At 36.6% G+C, this 16,409-nt stretch carries 17 protein-coding genes and 1 pseudogene; 3 read left to right on the top strand and 15 right to left on the bottom strand.

What is annotated here, in order from left to right; all coding sequences use genetic code 11:
- Positions 1 to 47: 47 nt before the first annotated feature.
- The 15 genes from M1G14_RS01135 to M1G14_RS01065 all read right to left on the bottom strand — a co-directional run bounded on the left by M1G14_RS01135 (position 48) and on the right by M1G14_RS01065 (position 13,480).
- On the bottom strand, positions 48 to 1,199 hold the full coding sequence (locus tag M1G14_RS01135) for a site-specific integrase (RefSeq protein WP_247926147.1): 1,152 nt from the start codon (positions 1,197 to 1,199) through the stop codon (positions 48 to 50).
- Between the two features lies 1 nt (position 1,200).
- Positions 1,201 to 1,449 carry a DUF3173 family protein gene (locus M1G14_RS01130; protein WP_021153905.1) on the bottom strand — a complete coding sequence of 83 codons (249 nt, stop codon included), beginning with the start codon at positions 1,447 to 1,449 and terminating at the stop codon, positions 1,201 to 1,203.
- Positions 1,450 to 1,465: 16 nt separating this feature from the next.
- Positions 1,466 to 2,578, bottom strand: coding sequence for a CHAP domain-containing protein (locus M1G14_RS01125; protein ID WP_247926146.1), 1,113 nt, complete (start codon positions 2,576 to 2,578; stop codon positions 1,466 to 1,468).
- A 16-nt stretch (positions 2,579 to 2,594) separates the two neighbouring features.
- Entirely contained in the window at positions 2,595 to 2,819 is a 225-nt protein-coding gene (locus tag M1G14_RS01120) for a hypothetical protein (protein ID WP_045759891.1), read from the bottom strand.
- Between the two features lies 1 nt (position 2,820).
- On the bottom strand, positions 2,821 to 4,704 hold the full coding sequence (locus M1G14_RS01115; protein ID WP_247926145.1) for a phage tail family protein: 1,884 nt from the start codon (positions 4,702 to 4,704) through the stop codon (positions 2,821 to 2,823).
- Between the two features lie 11 nt (positions 4,705 to 4,715).
- Positions 4,716 to 7,220: an ATP-binding protein gene (locus tag M1G14_RS01110; protein WP_247926144.1), complete on the bottom strand. Its 2,505-nt coding sequence runs from the start codon at positions 7,218 to 7,220 to the stop codon at positions 4,716 to 4,718.
- Between the two features lie 13 nt (positions 7,221 to 7,233).
- Positions 7,234 to 7,644: a conjugal transfer protein gene (locus tag M1G14_RS01105; protein WP_247926143.1), complete on the bottom strand. Its 411-nt coding sequence runs from the start codon at positions 7,642 to 7,644 to the stop codon at positions 7,234 to 7,236.
- 2 nt (positions 7,645 to 7,646) lie between these two features.
- Positions 7,647 to 7,871, bottom strand: coding sequence for a TcpD family membrane protein (locus M1G14_RS01100; protein WP_003005585.1), 225 nt, complete (start codon positions 7,869 to 7,871; stop codon positions 7,647 to 7,649).
- Positions 7,872 to 7,880: 9 nt separating this feature from the next.
- Positions 7,881 to 8,876: a conjugal transfer protein gene (locus tag M1G14_RS01095; RefSeq protein WP_247926142.1), complete on the bottom strand. Its 996-nt coding sequence runs from the start codon at positions 8,874 to 8,876 to the stop codon at positions 7,881 to 7,883.
- 11 nt (positions 8,877 to 8,887) lie between these two features.
- Positions 8,888 to 9,445, bottom strand: a complete 558-nt coding sequence (locus M1G14_RS01090; protein ID WP_247926141.1) for a conjugal transfer protein — start codon at positions 9,443 to 9,445, stop codon at positions 8,888 to 8,890.
- A 1-nt stretch (position 9,446) separates the two neighbouring features.
- Positions 9,447 to 9,680 (bottom strand): hypothetical protein, encoded by a 234-nt coding sequence (locus tag M1G14_RS01085; protein WP_000456042.1) that lies wholly within the window; start codon positions 9,678 to 9,680, stop codon positions 9,447 to 9,449.
- Between the two features lie 14 nt (positions 9,681 to 9,694).
- Positions 9,695 to 10,927: a replication initiation factor domain-containing protein gene (locus M1G14_RS01080; RefSeq protein ID WP_247926140.1), complete on the bottom strand. Its 1,233-nt coding sequence runs from the start codon at positions 10,925 to 10,927 to the stop codon at positions 9,695 to 9,697.
- Positions 10,928 to 11,161: 234 nt separating this feature from the next.
- A complete protein-coding gene (locus M1G14_RS01075; RefSeq protein ID WP_000047856.1) occupies positions 11,162 to 12,301 on the bottom strand; it encodes a tyrosine-type recombinase/integrase in 1,140 nt (379 codons plus the stop codon).
- Positions 12,288 to 12,491, bottom strand: a complete 204-nt coding sequence (locus M1G14_RS01070; protein WP_000998327.1) for a DUF3173 family protein — start codon at positions 12,489 to 12,491, stop codon at positions 12,288 to 12,290. Before M1G14_RS01070 ends, M1G14_RS01075 begins: the two co-directional genes overlap by 14 nt.
- Positions 12,488 to 13,480, bottom strand: coding sequence for a hypothetical protein (locus tag M1G14_RS01065; RefSeq protein WP_000799122.1), 993 nt, complete (start codon positions 13,478 to 13,480; stop codon positions 12,488 to 12,490). The genes M1G14_RS01070 and M1G14_RS01065 overlap by 4 nt, the downstream gene beginning before the upstream one ends.
- A 658-nt stretch (positions 13,481 to 14,138) precedes the next feature.
- Between M1G14_RS01065 and M1G14_RS01060 the strand changes: the two genes are divergently transcribed.
- From M1G14_RS01060 to lsa(C), 3 genes and pseudogenes are all read left to right on the top strand, one after another.
- Positions 14,139 to 14,438, top strand: coding sequence for a helix-turn-helix transcriptional regulator (locus M1G14_RS01060; RefSeq protein WP_075227095.1), 300 nt, complete (start codon positions 14,139 to 14,141; stop codon positions 14,436 to 14,438).
- A gap of 118 nt (positions 14,439 to 14,556) precedes the next feature.
- Positions 14,557 to 14,718 (top strand): annotated as a pseudogene (locus M1G14_RS01055) (conjugal transfer protein); the annotation flags it as partial.
- A 147-nt stretch (positions 14,719 to 14,865) separates the two neighbouring features.
- On the top strand, positions 14,866 to 16,344 hold the full coding sequence (lsa(C), locus tag M1G14_RS01050) for an ABC-F type ribosomal protection protein Lsa(C) (RefSeq protein WP_075227096.1): 1,479 nt from the start codon (positions 14,866 to 14,868) through the stop codon (positions 16,342 to 16,344).
- Positions 16,345 to 16,409 lie beyond the last annotated feature (65 nt).

Here is a 16,409-nt window from a genome sequence, read left to right as displayed (position 1 = left end):
TTTAGACCCTGTTGCTTAATTTTTACTGCCCACTTCTGCCCATTTTTTTAAAAATCGTCAAATGCGTTAGCGACTTCTTTTTGTTGTGATGGGAACAAATGTGAGTAGATATTTATTGTTGTATTGATAGAACTATGTCCTAGTCGTTTCATCAGAGTGAAAAAGATATAATCCTTTCCTTCTCCTCTCCTCAATCCCTGATTTATCAAAAAGGCTACATGTGAATGCCTAAAATCATGGTTTCGAATCAATTTGAAGTCTTCTGGCAATCGTTTCTTGAATGCTGCTCTAAAGTTAGAGACATTCGGAGCAGTCATAGGCTCCCCTGAAAATTGGAAAATCTGCAAATCATCTGTTGAATCAGTTAGCTTAGACAGTCTCTGACTTTGTACTGACTTCCAGGTTTTCAACTCATCCACAAAAGCTTTATGGATATAGATTTCTCTATTTGATTGAGTCGTCTTTACAGATCCAATATGTATTTTCCCATTGCGATAATAGGCTGACTTACGGATCTTAATATATCCCTCGTCAAGAAAAACATCTCTCCAAGTTAAGGCAAGTGCCTCCCCCATACGAATTCCCGTAAACATGAGTACACGATACAGAAGTTTAAAAGGATACTCACTTTCTTCAAAATAAGATTCAAACTCCTTGAATTGTTCAGGAGTATAATAAGACATTTCTTTATGCTTTTCTGGAAGTTTCCGAATGGCATCACATGGATTATCCTGTCTATATCCTTTCGAAATAGCAATATCAAACAACTTATGAACAAAAATCATTTGTTGGTTAATATGCATTGGTGTAAGTGTCCCACCTTTTACACTTGGCTGTTCAATTAGCCAATCTCGATATTTTTTTACATCTTGAATGGTAACTGAAGACATATCAGCGTATTCAAAGAATCGCGATACATATTGGGTATAGTATGAGTTCTGGGTATCTACTGTACCTTTTTTATTTCCACGAAGCTCATCTTCTTCTTTTAACATTACATAAAGAGAAGAAATAGTGAGTTTTTTTGTATTCTGTATCTGATTTAACTTATGGATACGGTAATAAGCCTCATATTCCTCTGCTTCTTTTTTCGTTAAAAAATTAGATTTGCGGTGTCGTATACGTTTGCCAGTTAAGGAACTTTTACCATCACTAATATCAACTAGCCACAGTCCATCGTCCTGTTTAATTACCGCCATGCTATTTTTCTCCTTCAGTCATGACAGCGCTTTGAAGGTTCTCCTCAATTATATCATTTTTTAATTGTATTTGAAAACCAAGAATGGATTCAACTGTAATAATCGGTACACGTCCAATACGTTTATTCTTATACCATTCAAATCCTTCTTGTACAAGCTGGCTTTTAGCCTTTCGTATTAATTTACTAGCTTGTGTTTCAGAATATCCAATCAATTCCATTAAATCATTTTTATCTACAACTTGAATCATCTATATCTATTCCTTTCTAATGTCCAATAACATAGGTAAATTGTTTGGCAGTTTCTGCGTCAAAAGTACGGTAACTAATGATCCCTAATCCTTTCACATTACATTCTGAGACGAGAATTGAGCCGTCTGATTTGACTTGCTCCACAAATGAAATGTGTCCGTATATTGGATCAGCTCCAGCCTGTCCAGGGCTAAATGATAGTGCAGAGTGTTCTGTTGGTGTATGGGTTGTTGTGAATCCTGGCTTATTCATCCATTGTCCGCCATTTCCCATAAATGGATCAAAGTTGACTCCGACTTGTTTTCCACGGTTGAAGACATACCAGGTACATTGTCCCCAAGGATAGGTACTAGTGATATATCCTGTGGTGTCAATAGCTGTTGTCAAACTATAGCCTACAGGTATATCATTTGAAGTGATTCCACCACCATCTCTAGTTTTTCCTGTAGTTTGTTCAGGAGCTTTTGGTGTTCCTCCATGTTCATCAATGAAGGCATCCAGTTTTTGCATGGTTTCTGCACGTCTTTTTCCCGATCCTGTAGTATCTGTAAAATAGACTCCACCATCAGTTGCTGGATTGAGTGTTCCATTCGCAAACTTTTTAGCCTTGTCATCTTGAATTTTGAAGGTTTGATTTTTATTCCCAATGATAGTTTGTTGGGTTAGTCCGACAACAGCAATCTCATCATTAAAGTTATTGGCATATTCTGGATTGGAGTCATAGGCCCCAAAACCAAACATATTGGCTCCAGGATTAGTGGCTACTCCAGCAGTTCCAAGGGAACTTTCATTCAGTGCGATCGCAACAATTCCACGGACATCAAGATTAGATTTAGCTTCCCATTCGAGAAGCTTTTTCCCATTAATTCGGTTCTTATCATAGGAGATTCCTAACGTATCTAAAAAGCTGTCTAATTGCTCTGCTGTGATACCGAAGCGATGAACAAGCAGGTTATGAGTATAAGGGTCTCCATCTGACCAGTGATCCGCATAAGTCACTCCATTTTGAGATTGGGGCGAGCCATTCGTTCCACCACCTCCGACAGCCCCCATAAGGATAATGATAATGAGGACCGGTAGAAAAAGAGGAATGAGACCAGCTAATAGAAACCATTTTAGTTTTTTCATCGAATCTCCTTTCTAGTTAATGTCTTATATAAGCAGTGAACAAAACAGTCCCAAAACGCCATTTTGCATCTAAAACGACTGAATAGGACTTAACCTGTAGGATGATTTGGTCTCGCTCTTGTTCTGTGACTGGAAATAAAAGAAGGAAATCGACTGAGCGTTTTCCTTCTTGGTAGGCTTGATATAGAGTTTCTTCAAGAACTCTTGGAAAAGCAGTTCTTGAGCGTATCTTGGTATTCATATCATTCTCCTCTAAGTTGTTTTAAGCGTTCTGTTAATCGGTCTCTTCGTTCAATATTGGCTCTCAATTTATCATCTCGTGTCATAGTCTTTCTATAAGCACGAGTGAAGGCATTCGATCCTTGGGCTTTGTACATAGCTTGAGGGTCTTTATATCCCTCTAATTTGCGCTCAATACTATTAATGCGGAGTTGTTTAAATGGAGAAATCCATTCTTCTTTAAGAGTTTGGAATTCCTCGTTTGAACTTGGTGTTGGCTCCGATGTGATTGGGGATTCCATTGAAGGAGTTGGTGTTTTTTCTTCAACTGGTTTAACCCCTTCTAGTGTTGCCTTTGTTTTTGGAATGCTTGATTCTGGAGCATCCGGACTTTCTGGAGTCTCAAGCGTTTCTGTTGGGAGCACTTCATCAGGTTGGTGCTCTGATTCCTTATTGGTAAAGAAAGAACCAACATTTTGGAAGTGACTCTTGGCATTCATGAGCATTCCAGCTCCGAAACCAGCACCTGCTAAAGCAAAATTTCCAAGGTGTTGAGCAGATGAAAGACTTCGTGATGGTACTTGTGAAGCCACTTCTCGGGTTCTTGTGATCCCACTTTCAACTTTATTTCCAATATCACTTGCCACCATTCGAGCTTTGGATCCAAGAATGAATTGGAGCAATTCAGCTTTGTATTTCCATAGAAAGAAATATACGAGTCCTTTTGAGACAACTGAAATGAGTAGTTTAAAGACAAGGCCAAAGATGATCAAGGATGGGAGTGTTTTAAGAATACCATCAAAGCCTGTAATGATAATGTTTTCGATCATTTTCTCAATGTAGAAAACTAATAGTGTTAATAGACTTGTGATAGCTGGGAAAAGTAACCCACCAAACATGACTTTTAGAACTCCAAAGATCAAATCTTGCATTCTTGGTACAAAGGACATTAATAGCACAATTGGAAAGAGCAGGATCATCATCAAGACAAGTGTCTGAGCAATGACATTTAACATTTGAATCAAGATAACAGGTATCGCTAATACAAAAGCGTCAAAAATTTTAAATATGACATAAAACATACGAGTAAAGATGAAATCAGGCATTGCCGAAACCCAACGGTTCTTTTCGCCATCGTCATTAGCTCCATTGCCTAGTTCATCTAGATATTTAGAACGATCTTTGGATTTAACCGCTGTAAAGTTTCCATTTTTATCGCTTGTTCCTAGTACCTTACTATCGTCAAAAGTTTCTTGTTTTCCGTCTTGGCTATTCTTATATTTCCCATTTTCTTGTCCAGTATTGACAAAGACATAGGCTTTATAAGATGTTTCTGCTATATAGCTATCTGCCATAGAATCACCGATTTTGATCGTCTTATTTTTTCCATATTCTACTTTAATATGAGTGATATTTTTAGTGACTTCTTTAGAGACATTATTGATGGTATCAAGCAGATAAAGACCACCAGAGGTCCCTGCAACTGTTCCAAAGTAACCAAAGCCAAGGATGAGAACTAGAAAAACATGAAGGAGTGTTCTTGAAAAGGATCCTTTCGAAAAGAAATATTGATAAAAAAGGTAGAAAGCTAAAATCAGAAGCAACATTGAAACGAGTGAGTTCTTGGCAACTCCACTCCCATTTGAACCGATAAATCCTTTCCAGATACTCATTGCTCCATTAAACACATAGTTTTTATAGCTAGAGTAGAGATCATTTTTTTCAAGAATTCGTATCAGCAAAGAAAAGAATCCCACCACTGCATTTAGAATGAAAAAGAAGAAGTTGACGAAAAGCTCATTAATCAGAACCCAAGCCCCGTTAAAAGAAGCGAACCCAGTAGGCTCCATATAGGACTTGAGAGAGAAGATATCGACTCCTCTTAGTTTGTCAAAAGCTTCTTGCATGGATCCACCTCCTAACTAGCATATTTATTTTCAAGGCTTGATGATACCGTAGCTTTCATTGGTTTTAGAAGCATATCAATATCTTCAAAGATGTTATGTACGGAAATCATATTGAGATTGCCATACACGTCATAGTACAGGCATTGACCAGAGATCATATTGTCAATCCATTCGAGATTACTTTCAGTGACTTCTAGATTGACGTGTTTTAGGATATCTTCTCGTTCAGACTTTTCATAGAAAGCAAAGATAGTCCCGAATCCAGTTGTATCATCGTCATTTTCTGCATCATGTACGGACTGAGTGATCAGTGCCAAGGTATTATTTTTGGAGCGTCCAATCCGACGCATATTTTTGATAACGGCTTTTCCTTCTGCGGATTTCATAAGAATCCATGCTTCATCAAAGAACTCAATGGTATCTTCATTTTCATTTCGTTCTCCAAAGTGGGTACAGAAGGCACCAAGCGCAAACATGAGAGCGATAGAGTTGCGTTCATGATCTGAAATTTTTGTGGAATCATCCTTTGGTAGCTTGAGGTTATTGACCTCTAGAATAGTCACTCGTGACTCGTAGTTAAGCCCTTGAGTGGTTCCATCTGAAAAGGCTAGTTCCAAGATAGAGTTTGTGACAATTGAAGTCAGATAACGACCAACCGAAGCAATTTCAGAGGAAGTTGATTCTCTAAGTACTTTTAGGACGTGTTTAAAGCCGACCTTCTCACCAGCGACTCGTTTCTCCACAATCGCATTAATAGCTTCTGTGATAGCTGTTTTTTGATCCATCGTGACATCATCCACAGCTTGTAGTAGAAACTCGAGCATGTTTTTGGCGACCTCTACAGCCTGTTCTTTATCTAGAACGACAATAGGATCTAAGACTCCGTGGTTTGATGGCAGTGAGCTATCTAATGTCACAAAGTTAAAGTTCTCGATCTGTTTCTTGCGTTCAGGATAGAGACGTGCAAATTCAGGTGAGTTGATCACTTCTTGATAGTGATTTCTAAGTTCACGTTTAGGGTCAATATAAAGTGTCTTGACGTTCTGTAAAGCCACACTTAAAAAGATGATCTGAGCAAGGAAGGATTTTCCTTGACCTGTTGCCCCCGTAATAATGATGTGTGGGTTCTTGGTAATCTTTCCAGCAATATCTTCTTTATTTCCTACTGTCGCATTGTAAAGGACAATGTTCTTTGAGGAATCAATGGCTTTAGCTATATTGTCCCAACGACCTGTCCAGTTATCTACTCGGCCGATATACCAACCGATACGGTTTCCAGAAGAAGTATTGGTGAAGGGCATGAGTTCTGAAAAGCCACGAGCTGTGACCATATGTGTCCAGGTGCGAGTTTTCTTTTGGAGGTTTTCTCCGTAGAGCAGAGCTTGAAAAAGATAAGGACCGTCTTGAGAGGCTTCACTAATTTCGACTCCCATATCATCAAAGTAGTTTAAAACCACTTGCCGTCTTTGACGGAGTTGGTTCACACTAGAAGCGGAGACGATCAGATAGGCTCCATATTCGATGATATCTTCCTTGTTTCCGACTTTCTTCATTAAGTCTTTTAGGGAGATGGATCCCATGATGATCTCGTCTTGTTGGACAGTATCTGTATTTTCTGCCTCTTCCATGATGTTTCTGTAACGTGTATTCGATCGTCCCATTCGACCTTTTATCTTACCGATATCAATGAATTCTGCCTTGATTCGTAGCTCAACGGGAAAGTTTAAGCGTTGGATAAATTCGCCAAGATGAAAGCCATTGAATTGAACAGGGAATTTCCCAACCGGAAGAATCGTCACAAAAGAAGATCCATAAGGACTTTCTAACTTAAGGAAACCACCTTTTAGGACTTTAATCAAGGTGTCTGTAATATTGAATTGAGCACGATTGGCGAGCACCTCCTTCTTGTAGTGAGGGATATAGCGGAGGTATTGCATTCGCTGGTAATAAAAGAGTTCTTCATTGGATAACCGTTTTGCCCGAAGGACGGAGAAAGCTTGGAAAATTGTGAATTCATCACTTTTATAGTCTTCATACCAGGTAGGACTTAACTCATATTCATAGCCAAGACCCTTGGCAATTTTTTCTGAGAATTCATTGAAGCTCTCATAGGCCAAGTCTTTGACGGTCGCTCCATGATTTTGTTTGCGTAAGGTCACTCCAACAACCCAATCAAACTGATAAGGGATTTCCATTTCATCTGTTAGACGATCCACTGTATAAAGGAGCAGTTCTTCTCCTAGTTCACGACTATCATCTGCTAGAGCATCTGAAAAGTCCCGCATTTTCTCTTCTAAGAGATAGTCTTTAGGGATCAGAGATATTTCAAAGAACTTGTTTTTCTGGAGCTTCTTCATCATTTGAGCAACAGTGATTTTGTGTTTGCCTTTTTTTTCATCATCTGTAATCGTGATGGGAGTGTTTGGAATACGGTAATACGCAACGACTGTTTGATTTTTTTTGAGAGCTAGATTTTCATGTGTTTCCCTAATAGGATAAGTTAAAGTAATACTCATAGGTCCTCCTTTTCTATAGATTTGTTTTTTCAAAGACAATTTCTTCTACAGTCTCTATTCGATCTTCGTGGTAGATAGCTTTTTTGTTTAGCTTAAAATCCCAGAAGTAAATCAGGTAATCTCCGATAAAGACGTGCATCTTTTTACCGTGAGGCTCGTATTCAGTATAAAATTTGGCCAATTTGTAAGGGAGATACCAATAGAGCAAGAGAGAAATTGAGTGAGTGATTTTTGCGAGTGGCACAAAGATAAACCCTCCAAAGAGTAACATGGCCACAAAAACGATGATAAAGACAATGAAAAAGGACAACTGCATGGGTGTCGCAAAGTACCATAGTCGAGTGCCCTTTTTTGTCTTGATTTCTTGGATCCAATAAGGAGCATTTAGGCCCTTACTGTAATCATAAAGTCTTTCTTCATTCATACTTAAAGTCCTGATTCAATACCGAAGAGTCGTAGGAACCAGCCGACTGCTTTTAGGATATCTTGTCCTTTCGCAATCGAAACAATAACGGCATAGAAACCAACGACAGAGAAGAGTTGAAGCCAAGAACTGTTTCGCCAAGCTTTGATCGCTAAGAGCACGGCAATGGCTGTTAGGATCCAAATTCCGTCGCCCTGGAGGAAGGTTCGTAGATTGTCTGTATTCATAGAGTTCTCCTATTCTTTATCATTTGCATAGTTTAGTGGAATGGTGTGTTCTAGTTTTGTGACATAGTAGGTCTTTTCTTTTTCTGAGAGAGTAAAAGTGAAGTTTTCTGAATGAGTGGTCCCTCCAACCTCAAAAGTTGCTTGGACATATGCGATTAGATTTTGACCGTCTTTTTTTAGATAGGTATAATCAATTGTTTTGAAGGTGGTATTGGCTATAATATCCACATCCTTAGCAATCAGATTGAGGTTGTCTTGGTTAGTAGTATAGTTGGTGAAAAAAACCTTGAGGAACTTTTCAACCTTCTTACGCTGAGTATCCGAAAAGTGATCATTAGCAGTTAGTTGGAGCTGATCGTCTTCGCTAAAGTGTCCAGCTTGTGAAGATTCAATAGCAGAAAACCAAGGAAGGCCAGAAATATAATATTTCCCATCTTTTTCATCAAATGGAATATTGAAACCTGTAACGATTTCTTTTTCTTCTGTGTTATTATCTCGGCGGATAGTCTCCTTGTATTTGATCTTATAGGTCGCAACTTTTCCTTCTACAGTCACTAACTGAGAGTAGAGAAGCTCACTAGGATTTCGAACTTGACCTTGAGCTTTCACATCAGGAATGAAGTTGTAAAAGCTATTTAAGTATTCCACTTGAGCTTGTTGTTTATCCCCTTCTTGTGGAAGAGTGAAATAGGCATAGACGTAGTCATTCAAGTAGTACTGGAGTTTGTAGTCATATTTTCTACTAGCCTCCATTGGCTGTGCCTTTTGTTTTTTTGTAGCCTCCACTTGAGCTTGTAGTGCTCCTACTTTATTTGATAGTGTGATAGCACGAATAGAACCCAAGAGACCAACAAAAAGGAGGAAAGCAATTCCTCCTATGACTGCAATATTGACGGTCTTTTTATTTGTGACTTTTAGTTTTGGTGGGCCTCCTTTTTTCTCCACCTTTTTAAAGTGTGAGAGATATTCTTTTGCTTGAAGCAAGTAGCGTTTGGCTTTATCCATAGATCCTCCTTTTAGAGACTAGCAAGTTCAATGAGCTTTGAACCTTTTGCATAGAGGCGCTTATTGGCTTTTTCGATCTCGCCATTAATGTAATAGTAGCCTCGTAGCTCAGTTTGGAGTTGTTCGATCAGGTCAGGCTTTAGGTCTTTGGCTTCTTCTTTTTTAAGGAGACTATTTAATTCTCCAGCCTTGGTCCAAGCCTCTCTGTGATCTTTCTTTTTAAGTAATTCTCCCAGTTCATTCGTGACTTGAGATACTTTCTTTTCAAAAATAGTTTTAGTTGCCATTTCAATTTCCTTTCTAAATGTTTCTTGATTGTCTTTGATGGTCTTTTGGATATAAGTAATGAGTGAGGGGCGCATTTTTTTATTTACGCTCAACACTTGACCATCTAGCGTGAAACAAGCATGTTCATAGTCATAGAAACCTTTCGCATCTGGTGGTTTTTCGGTAGATCTTCCAGCGCATTCATAGTAGAAGTCCTTTCCTTTTCGTAAGAGAACGTACATATGCCAGAATTCTTGTTCTGGAAGAAGCAGAAAGTCTGTTTGATAAATCTTCTTCAGCATCTCAAGAAGCCTCAAGCAGATCATCGTAGCCTAGAGCTTGGTAGATAAAATCTGAATCAAACCAGAGCCAGTCATTGATTTGTCCTTCAGTTGGTGTATCACCAGAGAAGATATCTTCACAAATGACGGTTAGGGTATCCACTCCACCACGTTCACGGACAGTGTTCAAGGTGGTTAGTCCACCAGACCAAGCTTTAAAGTTTTCTAGTGAATTGATTTGAACTTTGTATTCCATATAGTTTTTCCTTTCTAGTGTTCATAGTGTTTATTGGCTTTGAGAAGTCGTAACATGGCTTTTCCTCGATCAGTGATCTCTCCGCTATTCTGAATCATTTTCATGTATTCTGTTTGGAGGATCTTGTCTGCTTCAGTGACTAGTGCAAGGGAGTTCGCAACTTGATAGGTTAGCCAGCGAATCGTTCTCTCAATACTGTAAGGCTGTGGGTTGGTTGAGAGCTTTAAGGGTTCGACACCTCCAAAGAGCTGTTGCCATTTCTCATCAGGTTTATAGGCTCCAAAGCGAGTAACTCCATCATAGACTTGGATTTCTTTGTTTATGATGCCTCGTGCGATTTCTCCGAGATCTACACCGTTGATATATTCCTCCACAATGCCTTGAGCTTTCTGATCTGAAAATCGCAATTCATAGCGATTCCAGATACCAAAAATCTCCAAGGATTCGTCCAAGGAGATGTTTTCCATTCGAGCAATTTCATAGCGCTTTTCATAAAAGTTGAAGTAGAGTTGACTTTGACGGCTCCCAAAATAAATGGACAAGCCGTGATTCGCTTCCATGTCTTCATTATCTGTGAAAGATCCACCACCCGTGATATTCCATTTCTTGATCGTATCTAGAACAATCTCTTTGGAATAGAGTTTATCAATCAATTTAGGGATTTGAATTTGTTCGTCCTCGTGACCATAACCCTTATATAGTTCGTCTAGAGCGATATCGAGTCGCTTCACCCGAACGTCTTCATAGGAATAAAGAATGTTTTGAAGAAAGATCTGCCAAGTGATCCCCTTGTCTTCTAGAAGCAATTCCAGCTCACGGCATCCTTGACCAGATAGTTGAAGACAAGTTTGGTAGTCATTGGTCACAGACTTATCAAAGAAATCAAAAATCCAGATGTTTCCTCGTTGCCACAAGTGGGTATAGTTCATAATACGGGTTTCTTGGTCTGTAAATTCACTTAGGTGGCAGTGAAGAAAGTTTTCACAGAAAGCATCTAAATCCTTCAATCTAGGAAAGGTCAATCGTAGATAGTCGATTTGAGCCCGAAGACTGTTTTTATCGCACTCTTGGTAATAACCAAGTTTTTCTTTAAGTTCTCTAAACTTATCAATCGTCAGTCCTCTTTCGCCTGTTTCATAAGAGCGATAGGTTCTTGTAGGGAGATCAACAACTTGTGCAAATGCTTTTTGACTAAGTCCTGTTTGTTTTCTGAAATTCTTAATATGAAAAGGACTAATTTTGTCCATTCATCGCAACACCTCTTTCTAACAAAGTGACACACTTTTTTGACGAAAGTGACACACTTCATAAAAATTGAAAACCCAACTCCCATAAGGAATGAGGAGGGGTGGACTTGGCGTTTTTGCCAAATGTAACCCCCCTATTAGAAATAGTGGGAAAATATGAAAAAAAGCCCTTTAAAATGAGGCTTTTTGAGGTGTATTTCCTTTTTTGGTAGCTAATTTGGTAGCCAAAGAGATTTAGTCGATAAAATCACTTGATATCAGATTGAGTTTATCTGTTAATTCGGAATCAGCGTTTGGGTATAAATGACTATAAATGCTAAGTGTAGTTTTGACATCAGAATGACCTAATCGTCTTTGAATATATAGAGCATTTACATTATATTCATTAATAAGTAATGACGCATGGGAGTGTCTTAAACCTTTTGGTTGAATGTATTTAACTCCTGCTCGTTTAGAATATTTTAGAATCTGGTCTCTAATACTACGTTTACGATATGGATTTCCATCAAGTGATAGAATGAATGGTATCTTGTCAACTTTTGCTTGTCGTTCTTTCCATTCTTTAAGTACGTTTAGAGTATTATCATCAAGGCCAATGGTTCGTCTGGAGCTTTCAGTTTTTAGTTTGTTACGCCGAACCCAATTTTCACGGTTTATATACTGTAAGTTGTGATTGATTGCTAGAGTTTTCTTTTCAAAATCTACATCTTCCCAATAAAGAGCAGTCGCCTCATTTACACGCATTCCTGTAAAATAATAAAGCCAAAAAAGCGTATAAACAAAGTGCTCAAAATAACTCTTTTTATCAAGACATTGTATTACTTTTTGGAACTCGTCTTTTGTCCAAAAATCTATATGTTTTTTTATGATTGGAATTGGACTGATATTACTTGTGGGAATTTCATGAAAAATCAATCCATATTTTTTTGCAGTTTTCAAAACTTGATTAAGCAAAGTCATCTTGTTTCTTGCATATGAATTTGAATATCTCTCTAATAAACCGTTTCTATAATTAATCACATCATAAGTAGTAATTTCTCTAGGTTTTTTCTTACCAAAGTATTGAATAAATTCATCGAATATAACTTGACGTCTGTGTTCGAGATCCGGACTTGTTGTAGCGTAATAATTTGGCATAAAAACTTCTTCCATAAACTGCTTAAAAGTCCATTGAGTATGCTTAATTCCTCCTTTTTGTTGTACCTTGTTCAATGCTCTTGTACGTGCTTCAAAGGCTTCTTTTGCGGTTTGAAAACCACGTCTACGTTCTTGATAAGGTTTACCAGTAGCTAGGTCAACTCCAGCTTTAAAATAATAAGTATATTTGCCAGTCTTATCATCTTTCGTAACACCGGTATATCTAGTTTTTGACATGGAGTTCCTCCAATCCAAGTATCTCTGCTACAACTGATACTGGAACAGTTCCAAGTCCTTTATTGTTATAGAAATCGAAACCACGCTCGACCATAATATGTTTTGCTTGCCGTAAAATATTATAAGCAGTCCATTTTGAAAAACCTAAGTCCATAATTTCTTGTACTGTCATAGTTAATTTATCGTTCATAAATCAATTTCTCCTTTACTAGTAAGTTCTAGGAATTCTCCTATTAATTGTTTGAGTTCATTATTTAATCGTGGGGTTTGTTCTTTAAGTGCATCTTGTAGCTCTAAAGAAAATGAGCTACTATCAAATGCTTTTAAATGTTTTCTAAGCCTAGTCTTTTTAACTCTAATAGTGTTAGGTTTCAGATAGGGGAATAATTCGGGTAAGAGTGCAGGTTCATGGAGAAAGATATAAGCAAATGCTTTGCTATCATCTGGAACACTTGAAAGACTAAAAAAGCTAAAATTCTCCAATCGTTTAGAAATCTCTGAAATGGTTTCTTCGTTTATAGCCTTTGTCCGAAGTTGGAACTCTAACCGCCACCAAAAGGGCTTGCTTTCTATTTTTAATTTATCATCTCTTTTGTGACTTAATACCTCTATATTCTTATCGTACAAACGTACTTGAACGTTGCTACCACTTGCACCCCAGTATTTACTTTCTATATTTCCCCCTCTACCGTAGAATATTTTATGACTAACCCCTCCTTTGATATGTTGTAAAAAAACTATTTCTGGCCTATTAAAGATATCAAAAGCAAGATCTAATCGTGACAGTCTAATTTCTAATCGATTTAATCGAGCGTAATTCATAATCTGCCTCCACACTTGTAACCCCTCAAATTCTTTTAGTGAGTTTGGGTTGAAGTCTAGGCGTATGACTTGATAACCACCATAATCCGATAGTTGAAAGAAAATTAGATTTATACTATCTTCGTTTATCATTTTATAAAGAGTAAAATAGTCTTCTCTTAGATTTTCTTGAATACTAAATTCTTGAATTATATTATCGAGTGATTTTCGTAATTCACGAAATATTCGTCTAAGTGATTGGTTCTCACTATCAAAGATTACTGTTAATCTGTCAATGCTGATATAAATAGATTTTTCTAGTTTTGATAAATCTACTTGACTTTGATATTCTCGTAGAGATTGAATGGTATTTTTCAACTGTAACGCCTCCTTTCTATACTTAAAATCTGCGTAATTCGTTGCTACTATTGATTTTTGCCAATGACTCGTTACTTAGGACGTTGTCTTAAGTGTATCGGTTTGCTGGCTGTTAGAAACGCCAGCTTTTAAATTGAAGGTTGGAAGTACTTCATGCTTCGGGCGCTTTGCCTTCGGCCTGCGCCCTCGCACTTGCCTCCCAACCTTCAATTTAATTGGTTTAAAAAATAGCTAAAGTACTTGTCTAGAAAAGTCGAGAGCAGTTCAAGTGCTCGAAGCTCAATTTCTTCACTTCTAATATCTTCAAATTCATTATCATTTACTTGAATATATTCTTCTAAACTAGGCGAATAAAAAGAATGAGTATTGTTCATTTTATTGATTGGAAATACCAATTGTATAGATGTCATAACATCCTCAATCTAGCCATATTTCGCTTCTTATGGACTATTTATTACCATTTTGGTATAATTGTATTGGTTTAAAACGAAAGCCTCAGAACGCTTTGCAGAGCTTTCTGGGGTGTTTTTGCATACTCATAAAGTTAACTAGTATCACTTATTTTGTATGCTTTGTTTTTATATAACCATTTTGGATATATAAGCATAATACAACCATTTTGGTTATAAGTCAATAGAAAAACGAAAGGGATTTTAAAATGTTAAAAGACAATATAAAAAAAGCCCGACTAGAAGCAGGACTTACTCAATTAGAAGTTGCTGAAAAGTTAGGTGTAGCTCAAGCCCAGTACGCTAGGTGGGAAAACGGAGGGAGAAATCCGAAAGATGAAACAGTAGAAAAATTAGCTGAAATATTTGGTACATCTTTTGAGATTTTAAAAGGACGTGATGACGGACTAGAAGAAATTGTTAGTTTATTGAGAGAGTATGAATTGACAGAAACAGATAAAAACAAAATTATTAACACTTTAAAGGATTTATTAAATAAATCAAAATAATGTGGTAGTTGGGGAGCACAAAGTGAATAATAGCCGGGAACAAAAAAAGCAAGCTAAAGCATTTATTAAATGCTGGGAAAATAGAGGAAACGAGAGGCAAGATATCTTCCAGCTTTGAGGCGTCAGACCATTTTTGTCGGATAAGTTCGATATTACAAAGCACAAGAATTATAAGTTACTTGAAGATTTTGATAAAAAGAATGTGTTTGATATTGAAGACTATATCAAGAGAAAAGGCAAAGTTAAGCTTAATAGAAATACAGTAATTACAAGATTGTAATATTTTTCTGTTTAGCTTTATGTGACAGGAGTAAATTTGGTATAATAGAACAAATTAGAATTTTGTTAGGAGGTGAGTCTAATTGAAAGAATATATTTTGAGTTTAGAAAAAGAAATACTCAAATCTGAATTTGAGGGGGTGTTTTTATGTCAACAATTAAAATTGAAAACCTTACTTTCTCATATTATGGCTATGTAAAACCTGTATTTGAAAATGTATCATTTTCATTTGATACGAACTGGAAAACAGGACTAATAGGAAGAAACGGAATTGGGAAATCAACACTATTTAAGCTGCTTCTAAACCAAGAAGTTTATAAGGGGAAAATCAGCAAAAGTGTTGACTTTATTAAATTCCCACCCAATTTAAGTGATACTTCAAAATTAGGGATTGAGTTATATAGAGAACTAATATCAGATGAGGAAGAATGGAAATTATTTAGAGAACTTCATTTGCTAAAGGTAGATGAGAGTCTTATTTACAGAAAGTTTGAAACGCTTTCTAAAGGAGAACAAACAAAAATCCTTTTAGCTATTTTGTTTACAAGAGAAGATGGTTTTTTACTTATAGATGAACCAACAAACCATTTAGATATGGACGGAAGAAAAATTGTCAGTGAATATCTGAAAAATAAAAAAGGTTTTTTGCTTATATCACATGATAGAGATTTTTTAGATGGTTGTATCAATCATATTATTTCTATTAACAGGAATTCTATTGATGTCCAATCAGGAAATTTTACATCGTGGTATGAAAATAAATTGATGAAAGACCAATTTGAGATTAGTCAAAATGAGAAATTAAGAAAAGATATTAAACGATTAAAAGAAGCTGCAAGACAAAGTCAAATTTGGTCTGATAAAGTTGAAAATACTAAAAACGGCGTGAAAGTATCAGGTGTAAAACCAGACAAGGGGCATATAGGTCATCAGTCAGCTAAGATGATGAAAAAATCTAAGAATTTGGAGAATAGACAAAATAAGGCAATAGAAGAAAAACAGAATTTACTAAAAGATATTGAAACAAAGGAAAGTCTATTATTGCATCCGTTACATCACCACAAAAATCCTCTAATATCAGTTTGCGATTTATCATCATATTATGGAAAAAAGCAGATATTAAGTAATATAAGTTTTGATATAAAGCAAGGTGATATAGTGGCTATATATGGGGGTAATGGTAGCGGAAAATCAACCTTGATTAAAATTTTATTAGGTCTAAATCACGAGTATTCAGGTGATGTAAAATTAGCAAGTAATTTAAAAATATCATATGTTCCTCAAGATACATCCAATTTAACAGGTAGCCTAAACGAGTATATTCATAAGCAAGGTGTTGATGAAACATTGTGCAAAACAATTCTTAGAAAATTAGATTTTGCAAGAGAATTATTTGAAATAGATATGAAGAACTATAGCGATGGACAAAAAAAGAAAGTTTTAATTGCTGTAAGTTTGTCAAAGCCAGCTCATATATTTATTTGGGACGAACCACTGAATTATTTAGATGTAATATCAAGAATACAGATTGAGGAAATTATAAAAGAAGCAAATCCTACACTCATATTTGTGGAACACGATAAGAGGTTTGTAGAAGATATAGCGAATAAAATAATACGATTATAAACTAAATAATATCTTTTAGTTTGTCGAGGTAAACCTTTTTAACAATAACCTTATGCTATTGTTAA

It is taken from the genome of Streptococcus parasanguinis (assembly GCF_023109675.1).
Classification (GTDB): domain Bacteria; phylum Bacillota; class Bacilli; order Lactobacillales; family Streptococcaceae; genus Streptococcus; species Streptococcus parasanguinis_I.
The sequence above is the reverse complement of the archived record's forward strand: the minus strand, read 5'-3'. Positions and strand labels throughout refer to the sequence as shown.